20 protein-coding genes are annotated in these 26,931 nt (G+C 34.8%); 12 read left to right on the top strand and 8 right to left on the bottom strand.

Annotated elements, in window-relative coordinates; translation table 11 throughout:
• Nucleotides 1-7: 7 nt before the first annotated feature.
• Nucleotides 8-2,338 carry an ATP-dependent helicase gene (locus U6A24_RS21120; protein WP_324182011.1) on the bottom strand — a complete coding sequence of 777 codons (2,331 nt, stop codon included), beginning with the start codon at nucleotides 2,336-2,338 and terminating at the stop codon, nucleotides 8-10.
• Between the two features lie 448 nt (nucleotides 2,339-2,786).
• On the opposite strand from U6A24_RS21120, the gene U6A24_RS21115 reads away from it, so the two are divergent.
• The 9 genes from U6A24_RS21115 (at nucleotide 2,787) to U6A24_RS21075 (ending at nucleotide 12,186) form a co-directional block, all read left to right on the top strand.
• Nucleotides 2,787-3,050, top strand: a complete 264-nt coding sequence (locus tag U6A24_RS21115) for a hypothetical protein (protein WP_324182010.1) — start codon at nucleotides 2,787-2,789, stop codon at nucleotides 3,048-3,050.
• Nucleotides 3,051-3,290: 240 nt separating this feature from the next.
• A complete protein-coding gene (locus U6A24_RS21110) occupies nucleotides 3,291-5,675 on the top strand; it encodes an Ig-like domain-containing protein (protein WP_324182009.1) in 2,385 nt (794 codons plus the stop codon).
• Between the two features lie 131 nt (nucleotides 5,676-5,806).
• The gene (locus tag U6A24_RS21105; protein WP_324182008.1) at nucleotides 5,807-6,337 is read left to right on the top strand and encodes a DsrE family protein; all 531 of its coding nucleotides are present in this window, start codon (nucleotides 5,807-5,809) and stop codon (nucleotides 6,335-6,337) included.
• Between the two features lie 5 nt (nucleotides 6,338-6,342).
• Nucleotides 6,343-7,635 (top strand): amidohydrolase, encoded by a 1,293-nt coding sequence (locus U6A24_RS21100; RefSeq protein ID WP_324182007.1) that lies wholly within the window; start codon nucleotides 6,343-6,345, stop codon nucleotides 7,633-7,635.
• 13 nt (nucleotides 7,636-7,648) lie between these two features.
• Nucleotides 7,649-9,211: an FMN-binding glutamate synthase family protein gene (locus tag U6A24_RS21095; protein ID WP_324182006.1), complete on the top strand. Its 1,563-nt coding sequence runs from the start codon at nucleotides 7,649-7,651 to the stop codon at nucleotides 9,209-9,211.
• A gap of 29 nt (nucleotides 9,212-9,240) precedes the next feature.
• The gene (locus U6A24_RS21090) at nucleotides 9,241-9,759 is read left to right on the top strand and encodes a DUF7935 family protein (protein WP_324182005.1); all 519 of its coding nucleotides are present in this window, start codon (nucleotides 9,241-9,243) and stop codon (nucleotides 9,757-9,759) included.
• A gap of 152 nt (nucleotides 9,760-9,911) precedes the next feature.
• On the top strand, nucleotides 9,912-10,787 hold the full coding sequence (locus U6A24_RS21085) for an alpha/beta hydrolase (RefSeq protein ID WP_324182004.1): 876 nt from the start codon (nucleotides 9,912-9,914) through the stop codon (nucleotides 10,785-10,787).
• 359 nt (nucleotides 10,788-11,146) lie between these two features.
• Nucleotides 11,147-11,974 (top strand): class I SAM-dependent methyltransferase, encoded by an 828-nt coding sequence (locus tag U6A24_RS21080; protein WP_324182003.1) that lies wholly within the window; start codon nucleotides 11,147-11,149, stop codon nucleotides 11,972-11,974.
• Nucleotides 11,971-12,186, top strand: a complete 216-nt coding sequence (locus tag U6A24_RS21075) for a hypothetical protein (protein WP_324182002.1) — start codon at nucleotides 11,971-11,973, stop codon at nucleotides 12,184-12,186. The genes U6A24_RS21080 and U6A24_RS21075 overlap by 4 nt, the downstream gene beginning before the upstream one ends.
• A 7-nt stretch (nucleotides 12,187-12,193) precedes the next feature.
• Here U6A24_RS21075 and U6A24_RS21070 read toward each other — a convergent pair whose 3' ends face one another.
• The 3 genes from U6A24_RS21070 to U6A24_RS21060 are packed head-to-tail and all read right to left on the bottom strand — an operon-like array spanning nucleotide 12,194 to nucleotide 16,105.
• Nucleotides 12,194-13,117 (bottom strand): patatin-like phospholipase family protein, encoded by a 924-nt coding sequence (locus U6A24_RS21070; protein ID WP_324182001.1) that lies wholly within the window; start codon nucleotides 13,115-13,117, stop codon nucleotides 12,194-12,196.
• Nucleotides 13,118-14,011, bottom strand: coding sequence for a patatin-like phospholipase family protein (locus U6A24_RS21065; protein WP_324182000.1), 894 nt, complete (start codon nucleotides 14,009-14,011; stop codon nucleotides 13,118-13,120).
• A gap of 9 nt (nucleotides 14,012-14,020) precedes the next feature.
• A complete protein-coding gene (locus U6A24_RS21060; RefSeq protein ID WP_324181999.1) occupies nucleotides 14,021-16,105 on the bottom strand; it encodes a M1 family metallopeptidase in 2,085 nt (694 codons plus the stop codon).
• 102 nt (nucleotides 16,106-16,207) lie between these two features.
• On the opposite strand from U6A24_RS21060, the gene recG reads away from it, so the two are divergent.
• The 3 genes from recG to U6A24_RS21045 are packed head-to-tail and all read left to right on the top strand — an operon-like array spanning nucleotide 16,208 to nucleotide 19,379.
• Nucleotides 16,208-18,310, top strand: a complete 2,103-nt coding sequence (gene recG, locus U6A24_RS21055; RefSeq protein WP_324181998.1) for an ATP-dependent DNA helicase RecG — start codon at nucleotides 16,208-16,210, stop codon at nucleotides 18,308-18,310.
• A gap of 52 nt (nucleotides 18,311-18,362) precedes the next feature.
• The gene (locus U6A24_RS21050; protein ID WP_324181997.1) at nucleotides 18,363-18,818 is read left to right on the top strand and encodes a hypothetical protein; all 456 of its coding nucleotides are present in this window, start codon (nucleotides 18,363-18,365) and stop codon (nucleotides 18,816-18,818) included.
• Nucleotides 18,819-18,854: 36 nt separating this feature from the next.
• A complete protein-coding gene (locus tag U6A24_RS21045; RefSeq protein WP_324181996.1) occupies nucleotides 18,855-19,379 on the top strand; it encodes a hypothetical protein in 525 nt (174 codons plus the stop codon).
• 21 nt (nucleotides 19,380-19,400) lie between these two features.
• On the opposite strand, the gene U6A24_RS21040 is transcribed toward U6A24_RS21045, so the two are convergent.
• From U6A24_RS21040 to U6A24_RS21025, 4 genes are all read right to left on the bottom strand, one after another.
• The gene (locus U6A24_RS21040; RefSeq protein ID WP_324181995.1) at nucleotides 19,401-19,901 is read right to left on the bottom strand and encodes a GNAT family N-acetyltransferase; all 501 of its coding nucleotides are present in this window, start codon (nucleotides 19,899-19,901) and stop codon (nucleotides 19,401-19,403) included.
• A 77-nt stretch (nucleotides 19,902-19,978) separates the two neighbouring features.
• Nucleotides 19,979-21,940, bottom strand: coding sequence for an AIM24 family protein (locus U6A24_RS21035; RefSeq protein ID WP_324181994.1), 1,962 nt, complete (start codon nucleotides 21,938-21,940; stop codon nucleotides 19,979-19,981).
• Between the two features lie 88 nt (nucleotides 21,941-22,028).
• Nucleotides 22,029-23,495: an SMODS domain-containing nucleotidyltransferase gene (locus tag U6A24_RS21030; protein WP_324181993.1), complete on the bottom strand. Its 1,467-nt coding sequence runs from the start codon at nucleotides 23,493-23,495 to the stop codon at nucleotides 22,029-22,031.
• A gap of 741 nt (nucleotides 23,496-24,236) precedes the next feature.
• Complete coding sequence (locus U6A24_RS21025; RefSeq protein ID WP_324181992.1) at nucleotides 24,237-26,822, bottom strand: endonuclease; 2,586 nt, start codon at nucleotides 26,820-26,822, stop codon at nucleotides 24,237-24,239.
• Nucleotides 26,823-26,931: the final 109 nt, after the last annotated feature.

Below are 26,931 nucleotides of genomic sequence, written 5' to 3'. Positions count from 1 at the left end.
AATGATCTTATCCAATAACTTTCAACTTGGCAAACCTAAGTAGTAACTTTTTGATGCCTCCTTTCTCAAATTGAATCTCGGCCTTTCTATCTTGTCCTACTCCTTCAAGTCTCAAAATCTTGCCTATGCCAAAGCGCATATGCTCTACAGCCATACCTGCGCTTAAACCACTATCAAAAAGGTCTGATTTTGGTTGATCTGTATTACCATTAGAAACAGGTCTAAGTTTTCTTAATTTTTGTAATTGCTCTTCGGTTGGTTGATGTGCCAATGGTGGTGTTCCAGAAACTGGTTTTTTAAGCCTAAGTTTGCTTTTGTCTACCTCTCCAAATATATCGGCATCTATTAAAGGTTTGTATCGATACCCTTCTACTGGGGTTAAGTATTCTAGATATTGATCATCAATTTCTTCAATAAATCTACTAGGCTCTGCATCTACCAGTTTACCCCAGCGGTATCGCGACTGTGTATAGGTGAGATAAGCTTGTTTTTCGGCCCTGGTTAGTGCTACATAAAATAAACGTCGTTCCTCCTCTAGTTCGCTCCTGGTATTCATACTCATTCCCGAGGGAAAAAGATCTTCTTCCATCCCTACAATGTAAACATATGGAAACTCTAATCCTTTTGCCAAATGGATGGTCATTAGCGCAACTCTATCATCATCACCGGTATCTTGATCCAAATCTGTGGCAAGCGCTACATCTTCAAGAAACTCTGCCAATGATCCCGTAGCTTCATCTATTTCTTTCTGTCCTTCAACAAAATCACGAATACCATTAAGTAATTCTTCAATGTTTTCTATTCTGGCGATACCTTCAGGAGTGCCATCTTTTTTGAGTTCCTGCAGTAAACCTGTTTTCTTGGCAACCATTTCGGCCAACACAAAAGCATCTGAAGTTTGATTGGTAATCTGAAAACTTTTGATCATATTCATAAAGTTCTCCAATCGCGTTTTTGTACCACTATTGATTTTTAGGTTAATACGATCCAAATTTTCTATGACTTCAAAAATCGAACGATCATAGTGATTTGAGGCTACTACCAATTTATCAACAGTGGTAGCTCCTATTCCGCGTGCCGGATAATTAATTACACGTTTTAGGGCTTCTTCATCTTTTGGATTGATCACTAAACGCAAATAAGCCAATACATCTTTTATCTCCTTGCGTTGGTAAAAAGAGAGTCCTCCATATATTCTATATTTAATATCTCGTTTTCGTAAGGCATCTTCTATTGCCCTGGATTGGGCATTAGTTCTATACAGTACAGCAAACTGTCCGTTTCCTAATTGGTGCTGCATTTGATTTTCAAAAATTGAACTTGCCACATACCTTCCTTCATCTCCATCGGTCAACAATCTATTAACAATAATTTTAGGCCCCGGGTCATTTGCAGTCCAAACTACTTTATCTAGTTTGGTTTTATTTTTGTCTATAATCGAATTGGCAGCTTCAACGATATTCTTTGTTGATCTGTAATTTTGTTCTAGACGATATTGTTGTACATTATCATAATCTCGTTGAAAATTCAAAATATTGTTGATATTTGCTCCTCTAAAAGCATAAATACTTTGTGCATCATCTCCTACAACACAGATGTTCTGAAATTTATCAGACAAAGCACGAACAATAAGATATTGGGAATGATTGGTGTCCTGATACTCGTCTACCAATATATACCTGAATCGATTTTGATATTTGGCCAAAACATCGGGATAACGATTCAATAACTCATTGGTTTTAAGTAAAAGATCATCAAAATCCATTGCACCGGCCTTAAAACAACGCTCTACATAATGTTGATAAATTTCGCCCATTCGTGGGCGTTTGGCCATTGCGTCTGCTTCTACCAATTCTGGATTCTGGAAATAAGCCTTTACAGTAATTAAGCTATTCTTATATGAAGATATTCTGGAATAAACTTGTTTATACTTATAAATATCTTTGTCTAGTCCCATCTCTTTGATAATCGAAGCGATTAATCTTTGAGAGTCTTGAGTGTCATAAATCGTGAAATTTGATGGATAACCTAATTTATCGGCTTCAAATCGTAAGATCTTGGCAAAAATAGAGTGGAATGTTCCCATCCACAGGTTTTTTGCTTCGCTTGCCCCTACTATAGTGGCAATACGTTTTTTCATCTCACGCGCCGCCTTGTTTGTAAATGTAAGCGACAGTATATTAAAGGAATCCACTCCTTGATGCATCAAATATGCAATTCGATATGTAAGTACACGTGTCTTTCCCGAACCGGCTCCCGCAATTACAATCATCGGTCCATCTTTCTGTAGAACCGGGGCCCGTTGCGCATCATTCAATTCTGCTAAATACTCTTCCAAATTTGATCATTTTTAATGATCGAAATTTAAGCAAACCATAACGGTTATAAAACTACTTTCCAGTCTTTTTGTAAACAAATTGTAGTAAATAACTTTAAAAAAGTGAAAACAATTTTCTATAAGTATTTCATTAATAAACAGCATACAATATTTTGTAGATTATTAGATCAAAATTACCTGAACCAAAACATAACCTATTGTAGACAAATTACATCCCCCCTTAGTAAACAATTGAATTTATATCCCCATATGTAAACCGAATACATTTATAAAAAACGTACTAATGGACGCTTGTTTTTTCCTACATTTTAGTAAAAAACCAATGTGTTTTATAGATTAAATGCAATATTTTAAGATTAAAAGTGTTATATTTAGAAAAATTATTTTTAATAAAAATCTCAAAACTAACGCAAAATTTACACCTATGGCCCCAAACATGAATGTGCAAATGATTGAAAAAGAACAGATTAAATTTTTAAAATTCCCAAAAGAAGATGTGCTGAACAAAAGAAAAGATCAAATTGATAGGTTTTTAGAATTACAAAGAGCCTTATCACTTGGAAATTTGGAACATCAAAAGGTAAAAATCGTTTTTGTAGACGATTCAGGATTTAAAAAAGTAGAAACAACCATTTGGGGAATTACCGATAAAGAAGTTATTTTAAAACAATCTACTATAATACCTTTAGAAAGAATCATTAGCATTTCATAATTCTATAAAATGTATAGTTAATTATTTCTTGGTTTTTAAAATCTAGGATCCCTAGTATATGCTCGAAGACGTATTTTGGATACAGAATACGTCTTTACTACGTATATCTACAAAATGTTTCATAATTAAAGTTTAATTCTTTATTCTTGCATACTAATATATGCAACAAAACGTTGGATCAATTAACAAGCAAAAGTTTCCCCATTTCTATTAACATTTAAAACCTATTTAACCGACAAAATGTGCAAAAAAATTCTAACGACCTTTTTGGTTCTTGTAATGGGGGCCAATATTGGTATTCTGTATTGTCAATCCGACAAAAAAGAATTCCTTATCGCTAATGATCAACAAAGCTTTATAGATCATTTTATTAATCAAAAGAAAGGCAAATCTGTTGCATTAAAAGTTTCTGCTTATGAATCGCTTTCCTTAACTGTAAACAGGCAAATTCAATCAAAAGGAAGCACCACCATCATTGGGGTTGTGAATAATCAAAACTCATCCTCATTTTCATTTTACACCGAACAAGAAAAACTAGAAGGAGATATTATTATCAATACCGAAAAAAAAGCATTTAAATTGTTCACAAAGAATGACGGAAGTATATACATCAAAGAAACGGATATCAACAATGTTTTATGCGTCGATTTTGAAAAAGTTGAAAACATAGATAAATCTTCTCATACTCCAACCAAAATGGCACCGGTTTTAGAAAGTCTTCCAGGTGCAGAAGGCATTGTTTACCTGGATTTTGATGGTGAGGTTGTTACGGGATCCAGATGGGCAGGCGGTTCCCAAATTAATGCGCAATCGCCCGAATTTTCTGATGAGCAGATTATAAGAATATGGAAAATAATGGCGGAAGATTTCCGACCTTTTAATATAAACATTACTACGCGCAGAGATCTTTATGAAGCCGCTCCCAGAAATCGTCGTATGATGTGCATCTTCACCCCTACTTCAGATGCTGCACCTGGCTCTGGAGGGGTAGCTTATCTTAGATCCTTTGCTTCAAACTCATTCGACGACCCTTGTTGGGTGTATAATATCAGTTCCTCAAGAGTGGCCGGAGAAACGGGTTCTCATGAAGTAGGTCATACTCTTGGTTTGTCACATGACAGTCAAGGTGGTACCGAGTATTATGGGGGACATGGAGAATGGAGCCCTATTATGGGTTGGAGCGCCAGCAGACCTATTGGACATTGGAGTCAAGGGGAATTTGAAAATGCCAATCAAACGCAAGATGATATTGCAATCATAGGAGATCAAAGAAATGGTGTTGGCTTCAGGCCAGATGACCATGCCGATATTATTAATAACGCTACCGAAATTAGGGTTAACGATGATGGTCAGGTAAGCCCCGATAAGAACTTTGGTTTAATAAATAGCAGAGAGGACAAAGATATTTTCTCATTTGTGGTTGAAACCGGAAATGTTTCGTTTGACTTCAATCCAGATCCTGATTACCCTAATCTTAATATACAAGCTCGAATTCTAAATGGTTTAGGAGAAGAAGTTGCTTTTTCAGATCCGCAAGGTTTAGATGCTTCTATAAATACAAACCTAGAAGGAGGTACTTATTTTATTGAAATTGATGGTGTTGGTGAAGGTACTCCTTTTGATGGATATTCCGATTACTCTTCTTTAGGTAATTATTTTATATCTGGAAGTTATACTCCTGGAGATAATAGGCAACCGCCTATAGCTAACTTTGAGGCTTCGCAAATCGGCTGTTCTACAGTAGAGTTTAGGAGCACGACAATAAACCGTGTTAATTCGTACCGTTGGGATTTTGGTGATGGTACTATATCTGATGTGCAAAATCCAACGCACAACTATACTGCTGCTGGTACTTATACCATATCGCTTACTGCAGTCAATGAAATAGGTGAAAACACTATCGAAAAAACAAATTTTATTACTATAAACATACCTAATCAACCTGTTGCAGAAGATCAAAACATCTGTATTGGTGAACCGGCAATAATTACAGCCTCGGGAAATAGTGAATTTCGATGGTATGATCAGCCAAACGGGGGTAATTTATTATCCAGTGGAGCTACCTATCGGACTCCTGTACTAACTTCTACTCAAACCTATTATGTTGCTGGTTTAATTGACGATTGCACAACTGAGATTCGTACCGAAGTCAAAGTAATAGTTCTTGACGATCCCACTGTACCAGAAATTTCAGTAAATGAAGATCAAAAATTATCTGTACCGAACTCATTTACCACCTACCAATGGTTTTTAAATGATGAAGTGTTAGATGACAGTAATCAAGCCACACTTCTCCCCTTACAAATAGGAGAATATAGTGTAGAGATTTCTAATAAGACAGGTTGTTCCTCTATTACTGAAAAATTCAATGTAGATCGTTCTCAACTTAACTTAAGCCTTGAAAGTAGAACATTTGAGTACTACCCAAATCCAGTAAAAAGTGATGAGCCACTTCGTATTGAAGGAATCACTAAAAATGACTATGCTATAAGCATTGTAGACATGTTGGGACAAATCGTTATACAATCAGATCCCAAGGCAGAGGTTGATGTTTCAGATCTAACCCAAGGACTTTATGTGATTTTGATTAATAACAAACCCATTGGAAAGTTTATCAAGAGATAATTCTCAAAAGTGATTATTACAGGGGCATATCTTATAAATTGAGATATGCCTTATTTTTATAAATCTAAATATGATTTTAACTTTCAATTAATAGATTTTTGAATATATTTAAAATCTCAAAAATTGAAAGATTGAAAAACATACGCTTTACCAGTATCTTTATAGTAATGCCTTTATTGATCTTTGCTCAAAAAAAAGGTGCTGTGATATCAAATTATGGCAAGACATATGAAGTGTCTTCACCAGATTTTAAAACGGATTTACAAAGTGATTTAAAAGTAGTTTTTGATGTTGGAAGAACTTTTGAAGATAATACCAAAGTAAATCCATTATTTAATACAGCAGCCAGATATCTAAATATGCATGTGGATGCAGGTGTATCTCATGAAAAGCTAAAAGTAGCTTTGGTAATTCATGGTTCAGCTGCCTATGATATTTTAAACAACGCCAAATACCAAGAAAAATATAAAGTAGATAACCCCAATGCAGATCTCATTGCAGCACTTTCTGAAAAAGGTGTGCAAATAATCCTATGCGGTCAGACTGCTGCTTATAGGCAAATCACAAAAGAAGATGCTCTTCCTGAAATAAAATTTGCGTTATCGGCAATGACGGCTTTGGTACAACTACAAAACGAAAATTATAGGCTTATCAATTTTTAACTCGAATGAATACAAACATATCATCAATATTATTTATCGTTCTTTTTTCTTTTTGCTCTGTTCAGGCTCAACAAATTGATCCTGAAATCAATACTATGGCTGATGCCCTCGAGGAAAAAGTAATCGAATGGAGGAGGGATTTTCATCAAAATCCGGAATTATCGAATAGAGAATTCGAAACCGCAAAAAAAATAGCAAAACACCTTAAAGATCTTGGCTTGGAAGTTACTGAAAAGGTAGCCAAAACAGGAGTTGTTGCTATTCTTAAAGGAAGTAAGCCAGGAAAAACCGTGGCATTAAGGGCAGACATTGACGCACTTCCTGTAAAAGAAAGAGCTGACGTTCCTTTTAAGTCGACCGTCACAACTACCTTTTTGGACGCAGAGGTTGGTGTAAGCCACGCCTGTGGTCATGATACCCATACGGCAATCTTGATGGGTGTAGCAGAGATCCTTACCAAACATAAAGATAAAATAAAAGGCACTGTAAAATTTATTTTCCAACCTGCAGAAGAAGGACCTCCTCCTGGCGAAGAAGGCGGAGCAAAATTAATGATCAAAGAAGGCGTTCTCAAGAATCCAGATGTCGATGCTATTTTTGGTCTACATATCAACTCTGGAACCGAAGTGGGCAAAATACGTTACAAACCCGGAGGCACCATGGCGGCAGTAGAACGTTTTGTGATTAATGTAAAAGGACAGCAAACTCATGGTTCTGCTCCTTGGACAGGAGTCGATCCTATCCTGATTTCAGCAAAAATAATAGACGGACTGCAAACGATTATTAGTAGAGAATCCCCTTTGGTAAATGAAGCCGCTGTAATTACAGTAGGCAAAATTACTAGTGGAGTACGTTTCAATATTATTCCTGAAAGTGCAGAAATGATTGGAACTGTGAGAACCCTAGATCCCAAAATGAGGGAACTTATCATTCGAAGAATGGGTGAAATGGTTCCTTCTATTGCAAAAACATATGGTGGCGAAGCAACAATCGATTTTCAAAACAATACATCGATTACCTATAATGACCCTCAATTGGTAAAACAAATGCTTCCAACTATTCAGGGAATTGCAGGAAAGGAAAATGTATTACTTTCTAAAGCAACTACGGGTGGTGAAGATTTTTCTTATTTTCAAGAAGTGGTACCAGGTTTTTATTTCTTTTTAGGAGGAAAAACCCCTGGCGACCAAAAAGCGGCTGCACACCATACACCAGATTTTTATATTGATGAGAGCGGTCTTAAACTTGGTGTTAAGGTCATGTCGCAGCTTACCCTGGATTATCTTAATGCACAATAGATAAAAAATATTGATGGAAAATATACTTGACTTTTTAGACTCAGTTTCCTGGTGGATTTGGATTATTGTTCTATTTGTAATCATAGCAATACGTGATGTTTTTTTCAATAAAAAACATACGATAAAACATAATTTTCCAATTATCGGCCATCTGCGCTACATGCTAGAAAGCATAGGTCCAGAAATGCGACAATACTTTGTAGCCAACAATCGCGAGGAACTTCCTTTTAATAGAATTGAGCGAGGTTGGGTATATGCTTCATCAAAAAATGAAAACAATTACGAAGGCTTCGGAACCGACAGAGACATCTATCTACACCAACATATTTTTGTAAAAAATTGTATGATCCCTTTTAAAATGGATAAAAAGCATCCAAATAAGGAGGATAAATCTTTTCTGCCTTGCGCCAAGGTAATGGGATTGTATAATCAACGTAAAAAGCCTTACAGACCAGGCTCTATAATCAATGTATCTGCAATGAGCTTTGGATCACTTTCTGCCAAAGCTGTAGAGTCATTAAATATTGGAGTTCAAAAATCTAATGCCTTTCATAATACAGGAGAAGGTGGTCTTTCGCCCTATCACAGTAATGGAGGCGATGTGATCTTTCATTTCGGGACTGGTTATTTTGGCGTTCGTGATGAGAATGGTAACTTTTCAATGCAACAATTAAAAGAATTGGTTCAAAACAATCCTTTTATAAGAGCAATTGAAATAAAATTATCTCAAGGAGCAAAACCAGGAAAGGGTGGCGTTCTTCCCGGTAAAAAAATTACTCCTGAAATTGCCAAGATTAGAGGTGTAGAAGTTGGTAAAGATGTCTTATCTCCTTCCGCTCATACCGCTTTTAATAGTGTCCCAGAACTTTTACAGTTTATAGAAGATATTGCACATGAAACAGGATTGCCTGTAGGTATTAAAGCTGCAATAGGTAAAATCGAGCAATGGGAACTTTTGGCAGCACTTATGGTAAAAACCGATAGAGGACCAGATTTTATTACTATAGATGGTGGCGAAGGCGGTACTGGTGCTGCTCCGCCAAGTTTTGCCGATCACGTTTCATTACCATGGGTATATGGATTTGCTGCTATTTATAAAATATTTCAAGAACATAAATTAACCAATCGTGTAGTATTTATAGGCAGTGGAAAACTAGGATTCCCCGCCAAAGCAGCTATGGCTTTTGCTATGGGTGTAGATTGCATCAATGTGGCCCGTGAAGCGATGATGAGTATAGGATGTATACAAGCACAAATATGTCATACCAATCGCTGTCCTAGCGGAATTGCGACGCAAAGCAAGTGGTTACAAAATGGTATTAATGTACCTTTAAAATCAGATCGTCTTGCACAATATTTTAAAACATTTAGAAAAGAATTTATAGAGATCACACATGCATCAGGATATGAGCATCCTTGTCAATTTACTATGCAAGACGTCGACCTTAATGTAGATGATGGCGAACTAACGAAAACTCTCGAAGAATCTTTTAAATACATCAAAACTCCAGTCGAGTTTACCTGTGCCGAAGACTTAAAACAATGTAGTTATCTTGGCGGCGGATATGAAAAATAAATAAACTAACGAAACAACCAAATTACACTATGGATATCGAAATCATCCCCTTGGCTATATCACTGATTCCGTCAACATTAATTACTATACTTGCCATATTCTTCTTTAAACAGCACACCAATAATGAAGAAAAGCGTCGCAGATTTCTCTTGCATAGGGAAAATCAAAAACAGGCATTTCCTTTACGCCTACAAGCCTATGAACGTATGGCATTATTTTTAGAACGAATTTCTCCAGGAAAACTACTCACGAGAATGGCCCCTGTTGGCGAAGATAAGGAAAGCTATGAATCTATGCTTATACATACTATAGATCAAGAGTTTGAACATAATCTTACTCAACAAATCTATATTTCATATGAATGTTGGAATACCATAAAAGCAGCCAAAAATGCAACGATTGCAATGATCAGAAAAACTACTATGAATAAAGAAGTAGACTCTGCCGATAAAATGCGAGAAGTACTTCTTACCGAATTGGTAGAAAAAGGAGCTCCTAGTGACACCGCACTAGCTTTTATAAAAGAAGAGATCGGAGATATGCTCTAGAAGAATAAAATAATAGTAATTGTTAATTCTATGATTAGCGTTTAAAACTATTCGTTATTCAGAACCATCCTGATCAACTGATGGCTCTTGAATAACATTTACATAAAGTGGTATCCAAACGTTATCAACTATGTTAACAAAAAGGAAAATACATGAAAACTATTAAATTATTAATACTTACAATCGTTTTATCCTTAAATACAATCTTTGCACAAAAAAGCGGTGTAAATGTTGACACCAAAAATACGGAAATCTCTTATTTGGAATTGCCACGAATACAGGTGATCCCAATAAAGGATACTAAAAACAAAAGACAATATGAGCTCTATATAAAGTTACCAGAAGGATATTCAAAAGACAATGACACAAAATACCCCGTAATTTACTTTACCGATGCGATGTGGCATGTCGAAATACTATCTGGTTCTGCTGAATACATAATACAAGAAGCAATCCTGGTTGGAATTTCCTGGCAAAAAGATTTAAATAGTGATAGCGTTTATACCAGTAGATTTCGCGATTACTCAATAACGAAATCAAGTAATCCAGAACATCAAGCTAAATATCAGTTTGGAGGAGCAAACGACCATTTAGCCTTTATCCAAAACGATGTTATCCCATATGTCGAAAACAATTATCATACTGATCCTGATAACCGTAGCTATTTTGGGTATTCTATGGGCAGAAAGTTTGGAGCATACATATTGTTCACTCAACCAGACACATTTAAAAATTACATTCTTGGTAGCCCTTCAGTTTCATCAAACAAACCATACATTCATGAACTTGAATCGATTAAGAACCTAAATCGTAAAAACCTAAATGCCAATATTTTTGTATCGGTTGGTGCATTGGAAAGAAAAGATGCAGTAGGGCAAGCTATTGGTCTTGCCTCTATACTGAGAAGTGAAAATTACACCACTTTATCATCAAAGCTTGAGGTAATTGAATCTGCCGACCATAGCAAAGCATTTCCTATGACGGCGGTACTTGGTATGTATTGGCTATCAGATTTCATCAAAAAATAATGTATCAAGCTTAAAACTAAATTGTGAAGGTTTGTTTATGCCCTAATCCAATCCAAAGACAATTGTATGCCTCACTATTTAGAAAAACACCAAAACTGAAAAAGAAGTAATTCAGAAGTTTTATATTTGCAGTCTGTTATACTATTTCTAACATATTATCTAAGTCTTCAAAAAAGACATACTCTAATAAATGAGTACTTAAGGTATTAGGAGATCTTCATTCTAATACTAAGATAATCACGACCATTTATATCATCAAATTTTAAACAACATCAATTGATTTTGTAATCAATTAGATTATCACTTTGAAACACCCTAAACATTTCAAAACGTGATAACGCATAATATACTATGTAAAAATGAATAGTAAACATTTAATAAGTAGAAATATAGAGCTTTTCTATAATAAAGTTTCTGAAGAAACCAGACTTAACAAAGGGATGGGAGTATTTGAGTTTGAAAGAATTAAATCACTTATAGAAAAATACACCTCAACCTCACCTTCAAAGATTATCGACATAGGCGGCGGAACAGGTAAATATTCTGAATGGCTTGCAAAAAAAGGACATCAAGTGTATTTGGTGGAACCTATTTTAAAACATATAGAAATAGCACAAAATAGAGCAAATAAAATGAAAAACAAGTATTCAATTCACGTAGGTGAATCAAGAAAGCTAGAATTTCCAAATAACTTTGCAGATATAGTCTTAATGCACGGTCCCCTGTATCATCTTCAAAAAAAAGAAGATCGAGAATTAAGCATTAGAGAAGCTAAACGTGTACTAAAAAACAACGGTATTATTTTGGCTTTTGCTATTAATTATACGGCATCAACATTGGCAGGATTACTAAATGGGTTTATGCATAAACCAAGTTTTTTCAAAATGTGTAAACAAGAATTAACTACCGGGATTCATAACCCTCCAGATGATTTTCCTTGGCTGTTAGCAGAAGGCTATTATCATAAACCAAATGATTTAAAGGAAGAGTTTGTTAACGAAGAATTGACATATATTAACACCTATGCCATTGAAGGTATGACTTGGCTTGATAAAGATTTCTTTAAAAACCTACTCGACAAGAATAGAAAAAAAACGTTGATGGAGCTCTTAAGGATTACAGAAAATGATCCCTATCTCTTATCCTTTAGCCCTCATATAATGATTGCAGTAAAAAAAGAATTATGAAAAACAAGAATAAATATTACCAGGCCTTGAAAGAAAACAATGGTAAAATGAATGAAATAGATCTCGGAGAAAAACTTGGATTTGATGAAGAAGAGACTACCTATATCATTGCTCAACTTTTATCCGAATACAAGATAGAATATTGGGCGAACAGGGCCTGTAATTATAGTGTTACAAAAACTTTTAGGCGTCATAGTATAACTAAAGAATAGTAAAAAACTACCCCGCCAAATCAATATTTTTAAGCTTATTCTCTTCAGCTTGTTTTGCTTTTTGGGCAGCATATTCGAACCCTTGACGCCACCAATTACTCATTAGTTTTTTATTAAAGACTAATGAGTTTTCGGTTAGTTTTGAAGGAGTATAATACAAATTCAAAGGCACATCTTTATTAATTGCTGCCAATTTACCTACTACAGTATCGTGTCCCTCTATCTGGTCCAGCATAAACCCAAACAGGTTTACCATTAGTGAAAACGGGTTTTTACCTAGTACTCTATTGTGTTCCATGTTTTCAGATTCCAAAATAATAGCATCCACTTCGGTAGCACCGCGCCGAATCGCCTCCCGAATGGGGACCAAACAACCAAAACCACCATCGGCATATTCACAACCATTTTTTGTAGCCAAACTCATAAAAGGAACATAGTTACAAGAGATCCAGATCCAGTCGCAAAAATCCTCATACGAAAAATCGTTAATTGATTTGTATTCGGTTTTGCTTCTGGTAAGGTTAGAGACAGTTACCACTACGTCATTTACACTTTCTTGAGCCAATCTAAAATCGGTTTCAGAAAAGTTTCTTCTAATGGCACGTCTTAAATTTTTACTTTCGCCAAAGGTCCGTTTCAATTTTATAAACTGCCAAAGGGAAGAGAAGAAGTTAATAGAAACAAATTCCCTGTTTCCTTTTTTACGTACTCTAAATGGGTTAACATTAAAGATTGTGCGTTGGTTAACGTTGGTATAGATCTCGTATACCTTATCAATATTCCCTAATGCCAGATGAGGAATTAACAGGCTACCGGTTGAAGTACCAAGAAACAGGTCATATTTTTTTCCCTGTTCCTGCATTAAATATTGTGCAACACCTCCAGCGTATGCACCTTTACTACCACCACCTGAAATTACTAATGCTCTCATTTATATTGGATTAGAAATATTTTTTTTCTTAGCAAACTTATAACCTTTTTTCCACCATGCCGTCATCTTTTCTTTATCAAAAATTAAAGAATTTGTCGTGAGTACGGTTGGCGTATAATAAAGATCCATGGCTACCTGTCGCTCTCTTGCTTTAAACTTGCCTATTTGAATATTTTGATACTCAATCTGATCCATCATAAAATTAACCATATTGGTAATCAATGAAAAAGGGTTCTTGGTTGGCATTCGGTTTAGATGATTCACTTCAGTTTCGAGAACAATTACATCGACCTCTGTTGCTCCTCTATGTATGGCCTCTTCGACAGGTACCATTGAGCCCAAACCACCATCCACATAATCACAGTTATTTTTTCGTACCAAACTCATAAAAGGAGGATAATTACAAGAGATCCAAATCCAATCAAGATAATCTTGGTACTCGCAATCTTTTACAGATTTATATTCTACTTGGTTCGTAGAAAGATTGGTTACTGTAATAATCACATCACTATCCAAAGATTGTAATTTTTTAAAGTCCTCTTTGGAAATTGCACTATCAATAAGGTATCTTAGGTTATGACTATCCCCAAAGGATTTTTTACCTCTAATTAAATTGCGTAATACATTAAAATGATTGATGCTTATATCCACATACCCTCTTTTCTTTTTTACTATAAAAGGGCAATTTGTAAATATTGAAGATTGAGTAACGTTGGTATAAAATTCCTTTATCTCACTTATTTTTGAAAGAGCAAGGTGAGATACCAACAAACTCCCAGTAGAAGTTCCTACAAACAGGTCATATTTTCTACCTAAGTCCTGTATAAGATATTGTGCAACGCCTCCCGCAAAAGTTCCTTTACTACCGCCTCCGGAAATTACCAATGCACGCATGTTATATTGTTATGGGGTTAATTTTTTTAATAAATAATCTTGTTGATTCTTTGGTAAATCATTCTTTAAAACTACATATTTCTTTTTATATTTTTCTTCTTTTAATAATTTATCGAGGATTTTTCTACATGCATTTCTAAAACGCCAATTATGGTGTGTAGCTCCCCCTACCAAATTTTTCAAAGATGGATCAGAAAAAGCAGCAAGACTTTCTAAATATGTAAAGGCATTCTCACGAGTGCTAAAATGGTATTTTGATGACGTGTATCCAGATAATTCATTATAATATTTTTGATGTTTATCGGTTTGATAATCTTGGGTACTTAATGCAAGTACCAACCATAACACTCTGATATTTTTATCGCTAAAACCAATAATATCTTTGGTATCATCAAGATATTCCTTTCTTTTTTCTGGAAAATTGGCCCATAAGTGGTATAAAGCAGGTTCTATAGTCGCATATGATGGATCTTTAAGTAACGATTCATAGTGTTTTTGCAGATCTGATGGTATCGTGCTTAATGTATTAGCAATAGCTTGACGCACAAATACATTATTGGTTTTAAATGCTTTTTCATAAAGGGCAATTACTTCTGGATCTGTTTTTCCTTCCAATTGATATACCACCTCTTGTCCTATATAATCATTAACCGGAAAATCTAATGCCGCATTTAAAGTTCCCCATTTCCCGGCCATAGGTTGTGTACGTTCCTGTGCCAAACTGAGATAACTTTTTATAAACCCCGATTTTGTTAAAATATTTAGCGCTTCCTGAGAAGGAAAAGTTACATTCTCTAACCATAGTTTTTTGAATTCTGTTAGGTCCATACCACTAACTTCTTCAACAACCTTTATAAAATCACTGGTAGTTACATTTCTGTATTTATATTTTTCAAGATAGTTATGAATAGCTATTTTAAAACTCGTCTCTCCAATTATGCTTCGTAGGGCATGTAACGCCCACGCCCCTCGTTGATAAAAAGTTAAAGAACTTGCCTTTGGGTCCAATAGCGAGGTAGCATTCGCAGTTTTAGAAAGAGCTGTTAATTGTTCTGCATTTTCATAAAGCTTATAGTGAAAATAATCATCTCCGAAAATCTCTTTTTCCACCAAAAGTGCATAATATGTAGCAAACCCTTCTTGCAGCCAATGATGAGTTCCTTCTGTTGCTGTAATAAGATCTCCAAACCATTGGTGGGCCAACTCGTGAGCATTTACATTAACATAATTTCTGTCTGTAAAGGCAATTTCGTCAACCACAAAAGCATCAGAAAAAATTGTTGCACTAGTGTTTTCCATCCCTGCATACAAAAAATCCTTCACAGGTATTTGCTTATAATTTTGCCATGGAAACGGAAAACCAATTTCTTTTTCCAGGAAATCAAACATACGTTTGCTATGTCGATATGTAGATTCAAATTTATCCTTATCAGCCGGATAATAATACATCTCTAAAGGTATTCCACTTTCTGAAGTTTCAACCACTTTATCATATTTACCAATGGCAATAGCAAGTAGATAACTGCTCATAGGTTTTTGCATATCATATTTCCACAGTTGTATTGAATCATTTACAGATTCTGTTTTTTGTAATTTTCCGTTGGCAATTACCTCATACCCTTTGGTATACGAAATAGCCAGATCGAATTCAACCTTTTCGTTCATGTCATCAAAACTAGGAAGCCAATTTGATGTATATTTTCCCTGGCCTTGTGTCCAGATCTGATAATCCTCCTGGTAGTCTTTTACAAAATAAAGTGCTTTTTTAGGATTTGCCTTGTATTGGATATCTATGCTATGTTCTGTATTTGCTTTAAATGATTTTGAAATAACAAGTTTCTCATCATCATACCTGAAATCTATTTTTTTTCCATCTAATTGTACAGATTTAATTTCCATTTTCTGAGCATCGACAAAAACTGATTCTATATCTTTAAGAGCCATAAACGTATAATTCACAACTCCCCATACCTCCTTATTTTTGGCATTAATCTCAATATCTATTGTACCTTTTAGAAAATCAACTTTCTTGATTTGTTGAGCGTTACTTTCAAAAAACAAGAAAAACAAAAACAGGTATAAAATAATTCGCATAATATGATATAATCAAATGTTCTGCCAAAATAACGAATTTAAGGTGTTAATGTGGCAAGTTTTACATTGAAGAATTTTCTAAGAAGTACTATCTTCGTCTTAATGAATCCAAGTATCTTACAAACACCTATTGATTATTTGAAAGGCGTTGGGCCCTCGAGAGCCGACTTATTGCGGACCGAACTTGGCATTCACACATACCAAGATCTTATTAATCTATTTCCAAATCGATATCTTGATAAAACTCAATATTATAAAATCACTCAATTACAACGCTCTTCTGCAGAGGTACAGATTATTGGTAAAATAATTCATATAAAAACTGTAGAGCAAAAAAGAGGAAAACGATTGGTCGCCAAATTTATTGATGATACCGGTGAGATGGAACTGGTATGGTTCAGAGGGCATAAATGGATTCGAGATAATATTAAATTGAATGTACCTTATGTAATTTTTGGAAAAACAAAGTACTACAATGGTTTTAGCATGCCGCATCCAGAAATGGAGCTTCTTGAAGAACATCAAAAAAATCTTCGTACTGCTATGCAACCTATTTATCCGTCGACCGAAAAACTTTCGAACAAAGGAATCACAAATCGCGTCGTCATGAAAATGATGCAACAACTATTTGTAGAAACCAAGGTTCGTTTTTATGATACGCTACCCAAAGAAATTCTTGAAGAGTTAAAGCTTATCTCAAAAAGCGAAGCTGTTTTTAACATCCATTTCCCCAAAAGCCAAGAGCTACTAGCCAAATCACAATACAGGTTGAAGTTCGAGGAGCTTTTCTATATCCAGTTACAGTTGATTACCAAGAAATTGATTCGTAAACAAAAGATTAAGGGGTTTCCATTTACCGAAGTTGGTGAACATTTTAATAATTTTTATAAAAACCACCTGCCTTTTGATCTTACCAATGCACAAAAACGAGTAATTAAAGAAATCCGGAATGATATAGGAAGCAGTGCACAAATGAATCGTTTACTGCAAGGAGATGTTGGTTCTGGAAAAACGATCGTAGCTCTCATGACCATGTTACTGGCCATTGATAACGGTTTTCAGGCATGTTTGATGGCTCCAACAGCAATTCTAGCCAATCAACATTACCTTGGAATTACAGAACTCACCAAGGATCTTGATATTAATGTAAAACTACTTATGGGTAGTACAACGACAAAAGAACGACGACAAATACACGAGGAATTAAAAGACGGATCTCTACATATTCTTATTGGTACGCATGCTGTTCTAGAGGATAAAGTACAATTCAAAAATTTAGGATTGGCCATTATCGATGAGCAACATCGTTTTGGTGTAGCGCAACGATCAAAATTATGGCACAAAAACACCTATCCTCCTCATATACTGGTTATGACTGCAACTCCTATTCCTAGAACACTAGCGATGAGTTTGTATGGGGATCTTGATATTTCAATAATAGATGAATTACCTCCTGGGCGAAAAGCTATTAAAACCGTACATCGTTATGACAGCAATCGCCTTAAAGTATTCAAATTCATAGCCGACGAAATAAAAAAAGGAAGGCAAATTTATATTGTTTATCCATTAATACAAGAATCTGAAGCGATGGACTACAAGGATCTTATGGATGGATATGAAAGCATAGCTCGCTCCTTCCCTACTCCAAAATACCAAATCTCTATAGTTCATGGTAAAATGAAACCTGCCGATAAGGATTATGAAATGGATCGGTTTGTAAAAGGTGAAACTCAAATTATGGTTGCTACAACCGTAATCGAGGTCGGAGTAAATGTACCTAACGCCAGTGTGATGATTATCGAAAGTGCAGAACGTTTCGGACTCTCACAACTGCATCAGTTACGTGGTCGCGTGGGGCGTGGCGCCGAACAAAGTTATTGTATCCTTATGACTAGTCACAAATTGTCTGCAGATAGCAAAACCCGACTCGAAACCATGGTTCGTACCAATGATGGATTTGATATTGCAGAAGTGGACCTGAAACTTAGAGGGCCGGGAGATATTATGGGAACCCAACAAAGTGGCGTATTAAATCTAAAGATAGCAGATATTGTAAAGGATAATGATATCTTAAAAACCGCGCGATATTATGCAATGAAAGTATTGAATGAAGACCCTTCTCTTTCTTTAGAAAAAAATAAGGTATTATTATATACCTACCAACAAATGGCAAAACACAAGAATATCTGGAACTATATTAGTTAACCGATCATAAATCAACAGGATATTCGTTATTATTTACATAAACAACAATAATATGAAAGGCTTAATAATTATAGGGTTTCTGTTTCTTTTTTCAACAAACCAGATATTTGGACAATTTTTACAAGAACAAGAATGGGCCAAACTTTCAAATTATATCTCATCTAATGATCAAATCGGTTTTAAAACCTATTTAAAAAACAAGGGGTTTTTGAAAGCGAATGAACCCAGTGAAAAGTATAACTTTTATACCTGGAACACTACTGAAAAATTGATCTATGCTATAAGAGTAAACAAAAAATCAGGACAAGTTACCTATATGACTAATGATCAAAATTATGTATTGAAACTACTTTCACGATTTATGTCAGACTATACGCTAGTGAAGTCTGAAAAACAATCAAAATCGACAACCCATATCTTCCAATCACTTGATGGTACTATAGCAGTTAAGTTAGATACAGCCTCAGATTCGGGCACACATTTGCTATTTGCAATAATAGACTCTTAAAACAATTTATATTTTGATGCAATTGAGATTAATAAAATGAAAAACTTTGAAGAACGATTAAAAGGAGGGCATCCTAATTCATTAGGAAACACCGTTGAAGTAGTTGAAGAAGTGCTTAAAGAAAATGAATTGTTTAATGAGTTGTTCAACTGTTATTTTAGTAATGATGAAGTTGTAAGATTAAGAACTTCGAATGCAATGAAACGGGTTTGTAAAGAAAAAAAGCAACTCCTTACCTCATATTTGGATCGATTTATTACCGAAATTTCCAAAATTGATCAAGCCTCGACACAATGGACAATCACACAACTTTTTGGTATGCTTAACCAAGAAATGACAGAGCAACAAATTGAAGCAGCAAAGAAAATAATGAAATCCAATCTAGAAAATCATAAGGATTGGATCGTTTTGAATACCACTATGGACACTTTGGGAAAATGGTCTAAGAAAGATGCCGAGCTAAAAGAATGGATTTTTCCACATCTGGAGAGATTATCAAGTGATTCCCGAAAATCTGTAGCTGGCCGAGCCAAAAAGATTCTTACCTTGTTAGAGAATTGACCCGATATTCGCCAGACGCAGTTACCTTCTTCTCACAGCATAAATCAATTCATCCTCGTATTCACCAAACTTAAAGAAGGTCTTATCAAATTTTGCTTCAAGAACAAATCCTGATTTTTCTAAAAGCTTTTGTGAAGCAATATTGCTTCCAAAAGGCCGAGCAAAAATCCTATCAATTTCCATATTGGCAAAACCATGAGCTACGACTTCTTTGATAGCTTTAGTCATAATACCTCTACCCCAAAAAGGTTCGGCCAACCAATAACCAATTTCAACATTCTTACATTGGATATCAGACTGTGGATGTAGTCCTATGCCTCCACATGCTTTGCCGTCTATTTCTATAGCGAAAATTCGATTTTCAGATACATTGGATGCAAAATTGATAAAATTCACACCGTCTTGTTTGGTGTATGGATACGGAAACTTGTTGGTTAGATTTCTGGCTATCTTATAGTTATTCGCATACTTAACCAAATTATCCAGGTCATCTATGGTCCACGATCTTAGTCTAAATTCCATTTCAAAAAATAATCGATTTTACGAGAAATATTTACAAATATACCTGTATTGATCAAACCAGACTAATAAGTGGTGTTTTAAACTGGTAAGATAAAATTCTTTATGAAACGTACAATTCCATTTTTGGAAGGCCCCTTTACATCTGCATCTATAAGGATTAAATCCTCTTCTTTCTTTTTAAGATAAATACCACTCATAAAAACGTCAACAAAATTTAATTCTGACTCTACGTTAAATCGAGTATTCTTCTGCCAGGCAAGAATTCGACTCGTTGCAATACTGGATTCGGCAACAGATTCTCCAGCAATTACTGGTTCTCCTTTGGTAAGTAAGATCAATTTTCCAGGTCCTTTTGCCGTGGTAAATATCACACGACCAAATAATAATGATGTTAAACGTAGGCTTACCACTGCAGAGATTTTGATTCCTTCGCTCATTCCAACAAAGTTCTTGAAATGAAACACTACCTCCTCGCCTTCTTTGATGTCCCACTCTACAAACTCATGGCTTCCCATTGCCTTAAAATGAACTTTTTCGGGACGCGAACTCATTTGCACCTTATTCATAGCATAGTTACGAGTTCTGATTCTTGCCAGAATTGCAGATTTCCATTGTGGTAAAGAAAATTTAGGAGCTCTTCCACTTGGTTCAAATGATCGGGAAATAAAATAATTATCTTTTGTAACCTCGGGATCTATTGTGTATTGATTTCCGAATTTGGACAACGTTCCTTTTGAGATGTTTGAATCGGATTCTAAAAGGGTAACATAATTTTCATCATCTGAAGAAAAAGCCACTCTAGAGAATACGTATAAAAAACTCTTCAATATCAAAAAACCAAAAGCAATATCTAACAACAAATTGATAAAAGTAATGGTATCAAAAGTGGATTGAATCGTAAGTTTTAGTTTGTCTGTAAATGTTCCTATTTGTTCCCTTATTGTTCGATTTATATTTTCGGTAGATGTATGGATTTCTTTTTGGGTACCGTTGGCAGCGTCTCTAACCTGACCAGTTAAAACGGTTAACAACGAATCCCTTTTTACTTTATATGAGTCATTCACTGTTTTTTTTGCGCTGTTTTTGGCTTGACACAGAAAATTCAACTTCCCCCAGAAACCACAATCTTCCTCTTTAAAAACAGGAGCCACTTCGGGTAACGTTTCTTTGAATATTTTTTTGTACTCTATAGCCACCAAATCATCTAAGTTCTCAGTTTTATTTTTAACAATGGTATTAATATTTCCTGTTCCATTTTTCACAGCTTCTTGCATGCAAATGATTTGGGCCTCTAATGAGAAATCAAGATCCTTTTCAAACTGATCTCTTTTATACTTTCTATCTTCATTGGTAGATATAATAAAGGTTTTATCATAAATCTGATCGATTGAAGCCTTATTCATTTTACTATTAAGTATCGCTCCCGGAATAATAAAAAGAAGCAAAGGAGACCAATATAAAAACGATTTTGCACCAAGAACAACTGTTTTTCTAAAACCAGTTTCCTTGAAAATTTCAATGTTTTGCCGAATTGCCAAATATAAGAACCGAATAAGAATGGTATACGTAAGAAACAAAATCAAATGTTGAATATCTAATAAGATCCAAACTAGCAGTAATATCAATATAAAGGGGATAGATCGTAGTTTCCCTTTTATCACAAAATAAAGAAATGCAATTTTGTAACATAAAAAATGTAAAATTCCTATTAGGGCTTCATATTCTTTAAGAGAAACTTCTTCAGCACTTCCTAGCAAATGTACATATCCTGCAAAAAAAGTGGGAAGCAAACCTAAAATACGATAATAATTCTTTCCTCCCATTACCAACAATAGCCCTATGGGAATTAAGTACAATGGTAAAGCATATAAAAATTGAAACTCTTCATGAACATGAAAACTTGTAATGGAAAAACCAAAAATTGCAAAAAGAGAAAAATCTTCGACCGCTGGTAATATACCTACAAGTACAATAAAGAGAAAAAGGTTGGTAAGCCCTTCCTTTTTGAAGCGCTCTTTAAGCCGTATAAAATTGTTCATCCCCAGAGATATGTGTTGGTTATTTCTCTACAAGATAAGTATTTATGATTAAAATGTTAAAAATAAAAATTTCTATGCTCCTGCCATTTTAATTTTTATAATTTACTGCCTCTTGCACGTGATTATCTACAGAAAATTTATTTTGATGCCAAATAGGTATTTGAATATTTGAGGATGACATAACTTTTTTACGAACTTGAGGAATAATGTTTAATTCACCAACTGCATTGTTATATCTCTTACCAATATTAATATTGGCTCCAGTATACATAGATTGAAAATTAGACAATATTTTATTTTTTCGCGCTCTTATTTTATCTATATCGACATCATTATAAGTCAAATCAATTAAAATCTGCCTTACTTGCTCTTTTAAAGATGCCGCTAGATTCACAGAAGCTTTATGTTTAAGGATTATCTTGTTTTGATTTACTCTACGATACAATAAGGTAATTACAAAAAGAACTGTTGAGAATCCAAATAGAGTTAGCCCAGCTAGGAAGCTATGAGAATATTCTATAAGTAAAAGACCTAAAGGAATTGATATTGCAGAAGTTATTTGAAGAATTGTTAAAAATAATCGACGTTTAACAAGAATACTAACACACTTTTTTTGAACATCGTATACTTTTTCAACATTATCCTTTAATTTTCTGAGTTGATTTTCTACAGGCACAGAGCCAGGAAAATTGTCGCCAAAAATTTCCTTCCATTTTAGGGTTGCCAGCCAATCTTCGTTATTTTTGACAAATGAAATTGCACTTTCTGCCTTGTAATGAGCAATGACCGCCTTATATCTAAAATTTAAAGTGTTGGGGATCACAAGGAAATCTCCAATGGTTTTCCACTCTTTTTTTGAAGGCTCTTGGTTCATGAGAAACTTAAAAAAATCTCTACACATTATATCATAATATGAATACGAAATATCTTTTGATTTCCATGATGTCAAAAATTCATGAGCCAAGGTGTCAATTAGTAAATTTTGAATAGGGACATTGCAATTATGCTTCCAGGCTTTTATCATTCTACACAGCCTTTTCAAGTTATTATTGGTAATTACATCTCCTATTCTTACTTCTTCCTTTTCTTTTTTGAAATTTTTAGTTTTCCAGGAACCTCCTTTTCTAGGGTCGGCATAAATATGTTCATTATTATTTTTGTAGAAAACGGGAGCTATATTAAAAATCATACCATCAAAGAATCGTACATCGATACCAAACTCGTCATTTACAATAGAAGTATTCGGATATAACGTAGCAATGGACCTTCTTACATCCTCTAGAAATAAAAACTGATGGTTTTTAGAACTTTTAGAATACTTTTTCCGCAAATAAGATGGCATTTCAAAAATCATTTCAATTTTATCAATGCCATCATTTGCGGTCTCTCTGCCATAGCAACCCACATAAATACCTCCTAAATTGGTATTTATGTCCCAAAAATCTGTATTTAATTTTTTACAAATGGAATTAAATCGCAAAGAAATTATAGATCTCTTTTTAGGAGAAACCTTTAATTTTTCGCAAAACATATTAAAATTTATAGATACACTCATTTTTTTCTCTTTTCCAATTACACAGCGATAAAGTGATGATAAGAGATTATCACACACTACAAAATGAGGAAGATGTTTACGTAGTACCACAGATTAATTTTTACTGCTTAATAAGCAATTATATATCTGCAACATTAATTTGAAGTTTTAAGAGCATCCTATAGATTAGGAGATCGGGGTTCGATTAAATTTATACATTGTATTTTTTTTCCATATATATACTTTTTAGATTCATAACAATTTCATTTGTAACGCATTAGTATTACTTAGACGTTTTATAAATATACAAACCTAAAAATCAAAATTATTACGGTTAAACCTCATTTGTTATATGGTTTTGTAATCAAAACCGCTGAAACGTGCAAAAAATCTAGCAAAGCACATAAGAAATAGCCTACAAAAAAAATCTAATAGTTTATGGATTTCCTCAATTTCAGCACAAAAAACATGTATTTCATCGTAAAAAACTAGTACATAACGATAATTTCTTAAGCTATAAAAAAGTAATTCATGCTCGCTTTTTATTAAAAGTAAGCTGAAACCGTAATGAACCTCATAAAAAAATATACGTTCAATACTGTTTTACACCTATTAATTCTCTAAAAAAACCTCAAGATAAGTATACAAATGATGCATTTTTTGAATAATTTATTCTTTTTAAAGCTAATCAATAAATCTAAAATGAAGTTAAAAAACCCCGCCTCATGGGGCAGGGTTTTCTTTACATAAACACCTAAAAAATTATTTAATAATCACCTTCTGCAAAATACTTCTTTGTCCATCATTGATTTCTAAGAAATACATTCCCGAACGCAAACCTTGAAGCTCTACTCTATTTACAGAAGTGCTTCCAGATCTAACAATACGACCTTGAGTATTCTTTAAGACAAAATCAGAATTGCGACTATCTTTTATAGTAAACTGAATATACGTTGTTGCCGGATTAGGAAATACTTCAGCCGTAAAAATTTTACTTTCTTGGCCTAATTCACCATCAATTTTAACAGCAGACAAATCTTTTGTTCTTGTTGTCGAAGCAGCAATATTTACCGTATAATCTTCAACTTCACCATATCCAAAGATTTCACATGGAGATGGTGCTCCGTTCCATTTCATGGATACTCGCATCCTAGTATTTCCTGCAATTGCATTAGATGGTACCGTAAAAGAATACGAAAGATTTCCAGCATTTGAAGTCGAACCCGTTACAACTTTTTCAGAAGATTCGAATGTCCCATTTTTATTAAAATCAATCCACACTCCCCAATGTTCTGTATAAGAAGAACTTCTAAAACCAATACTAAGAACAATGGTATTTGAGCCATAAGAAATACTTCCTACCTGCGAGGTAAAATCAGCATACCCGCCATTCGCTCCGGTAGCATTTGCAATTCCTCCAAGTTCCACGTAATCGATAAACTCATAATTAACATTATTCCCCATAGAAGAACAATACGCAGGAGTAACATCTTGTGTTGTTACATTTGCAACATCACTCAAAGAAGAAACATTGCTCATAGCATCATATGCATTTACAGTAAAAGAATAACTTGTGCCTGCTATTAATCCAGAAACGTCGTATGACGTTGCAGATGTTGCTACCAAAAAAGTACCATCTTGATAAATGTTATAACCTGCAACCGCTACATTATCTGTAGAAGCCGACCATGTTAATGTAACAGTAGTTTGTCCTATGTTTGAAGTCGATAAGTTTGCAGGAACTGAAGGAGCCTGAACATCTGTACTACCTCCTCCTCCGTTGAAGGTGTGGTTTCCCAAATCGGTAAATGTATTTTGCGGATATGAATCCCATTCTGACGTTTGATATGTCGTAGATGGAGCACCTATATTTGCTTTTCTGCGAAGTGTAACATCTTTGGCAAAGTTTGAAGACCCTCCATTAAATGTTCCAATAATATCTATCAAAATATTATTTTTAAATAAACCAACTGGGTCATTTCCGTTAAAAGTTAATACCGAAGACCCCGAAACAAGATCTGCCTCATTCTTAATTGTCGTAGAAGCAGAGCTATTTGCGGCAACGAAAACATCATTATTAGCAACCGTACCAGAAAGGTTTAATGGAGAAGACCAAGCTCCTCCTCCATTTGTCTGTCTTTTTAATGAGTATCCCGATAAATTAACAGCACCTCCTGTAAAGTTTGCTATTTCTATTGCTTTGTTATTTGAAGAACCTTCGATGTATTCAGATAAAAATAGTTCTGTACTAGATCCTCCTCCCGAAGTATTATCCTGGGTAGTCACATTTATTGCAGTACTCGCTGAAGATATGTTTCCGGCAGCATCCTTGGCACGCACATAAAACGAATATGTTGTATTCGCCATTAATCCAGAAACATTAAAACTAGTCGTCACCGAACTTCCCAGAATTGTTCCATCTCTATAAATATCATATCCGCTTACACCTACATTATCGGTAGAAGGATTCCAAGATAATATTGTTGTTGTTTCTGTAGTATTTGAAACTATAAGATTAACAGGTATACTTGGTGCAACAGTATCACTACCGCCGCCGCCATTATTACCAAACCTATCTTCGGCTTGAGGACCTCCCCAAATCTGTGTTGCAAATGCAGGGTTATCGATAAATGGGTTTCTATTCCCTTGAATGTTTTCCAAAATTGGGTTGCGTTGTAATTCTAATTGAGAAACTGGATCTTCAGCATTCCACTCCAAAAATAATTGAAGCATATTACTGTCACTTGCTGCTGCACTACCTACACCTACGTTTTTTGGCAAACATCGGTTACCATAGCGTAAATACATATACATCATCATTCGTGCCACGTCACCCTTCCATTCATCACCCGGATACCAATGCCCCTGAGCAGTAGCTCCAGAATTACCAGAACCATCTGCAAATTTTCTATTTCCGCGTGAAGAATTACGCTGTACATCGGCAGGTCGAAGGTGATGAGCATCAGAACCCGGGCCTTCTGAACCTAGATTTGGATTTCCCAAAGATCTTGGGTACACATGCTCTCGGTTCCAATCTGTAGATCCGCCTCCATTATTATTCACACCTCGTGTTCTATCGGTAGTTAAATTTCCATCAGTATCATTATATCCATATACTAAAACAACTTTTGAAGCATTAGAAGGATCTAGGTCAGCTTGTTTTAAAGCATCCCATACTCCAGGTGTATATGTAAGAAATGTAGTATGCGTATTTGTTATTTTTGCCGACAATTCATTTTGTAAAGCTTCCCCGGATGATGTAAGATTAACATCGCTGTAATAGGCAGGTACTTGACTAAAACCAGAAATAGGTATAGACAATACCAACCAAAGTAGTATTCTTTTCATTGTGTTGTGAGTTAGTTTGTTTTACCAGGCCGAAGCTAAAATTATTTTCTTAGATTTTCCAAACCCCAGTGTTATGAAATAGTTACGCAGTATGTTGATAATCTAATGA

The organism is Aquimarina gracilis (assembly GCF_035285365.1).
Taxonomy (GTDB): domain Bacteria; phylum Bacteroidota; class Bacteroidia; order Flavobacteriales; family Flavobacteriaceae; genus Aquimarina; species Aquimarina gracilis.
Note: the sequence above shows the minus strand (reverse complement) of the source record. Positions and strands in the feature narration are given on the sequence as shown.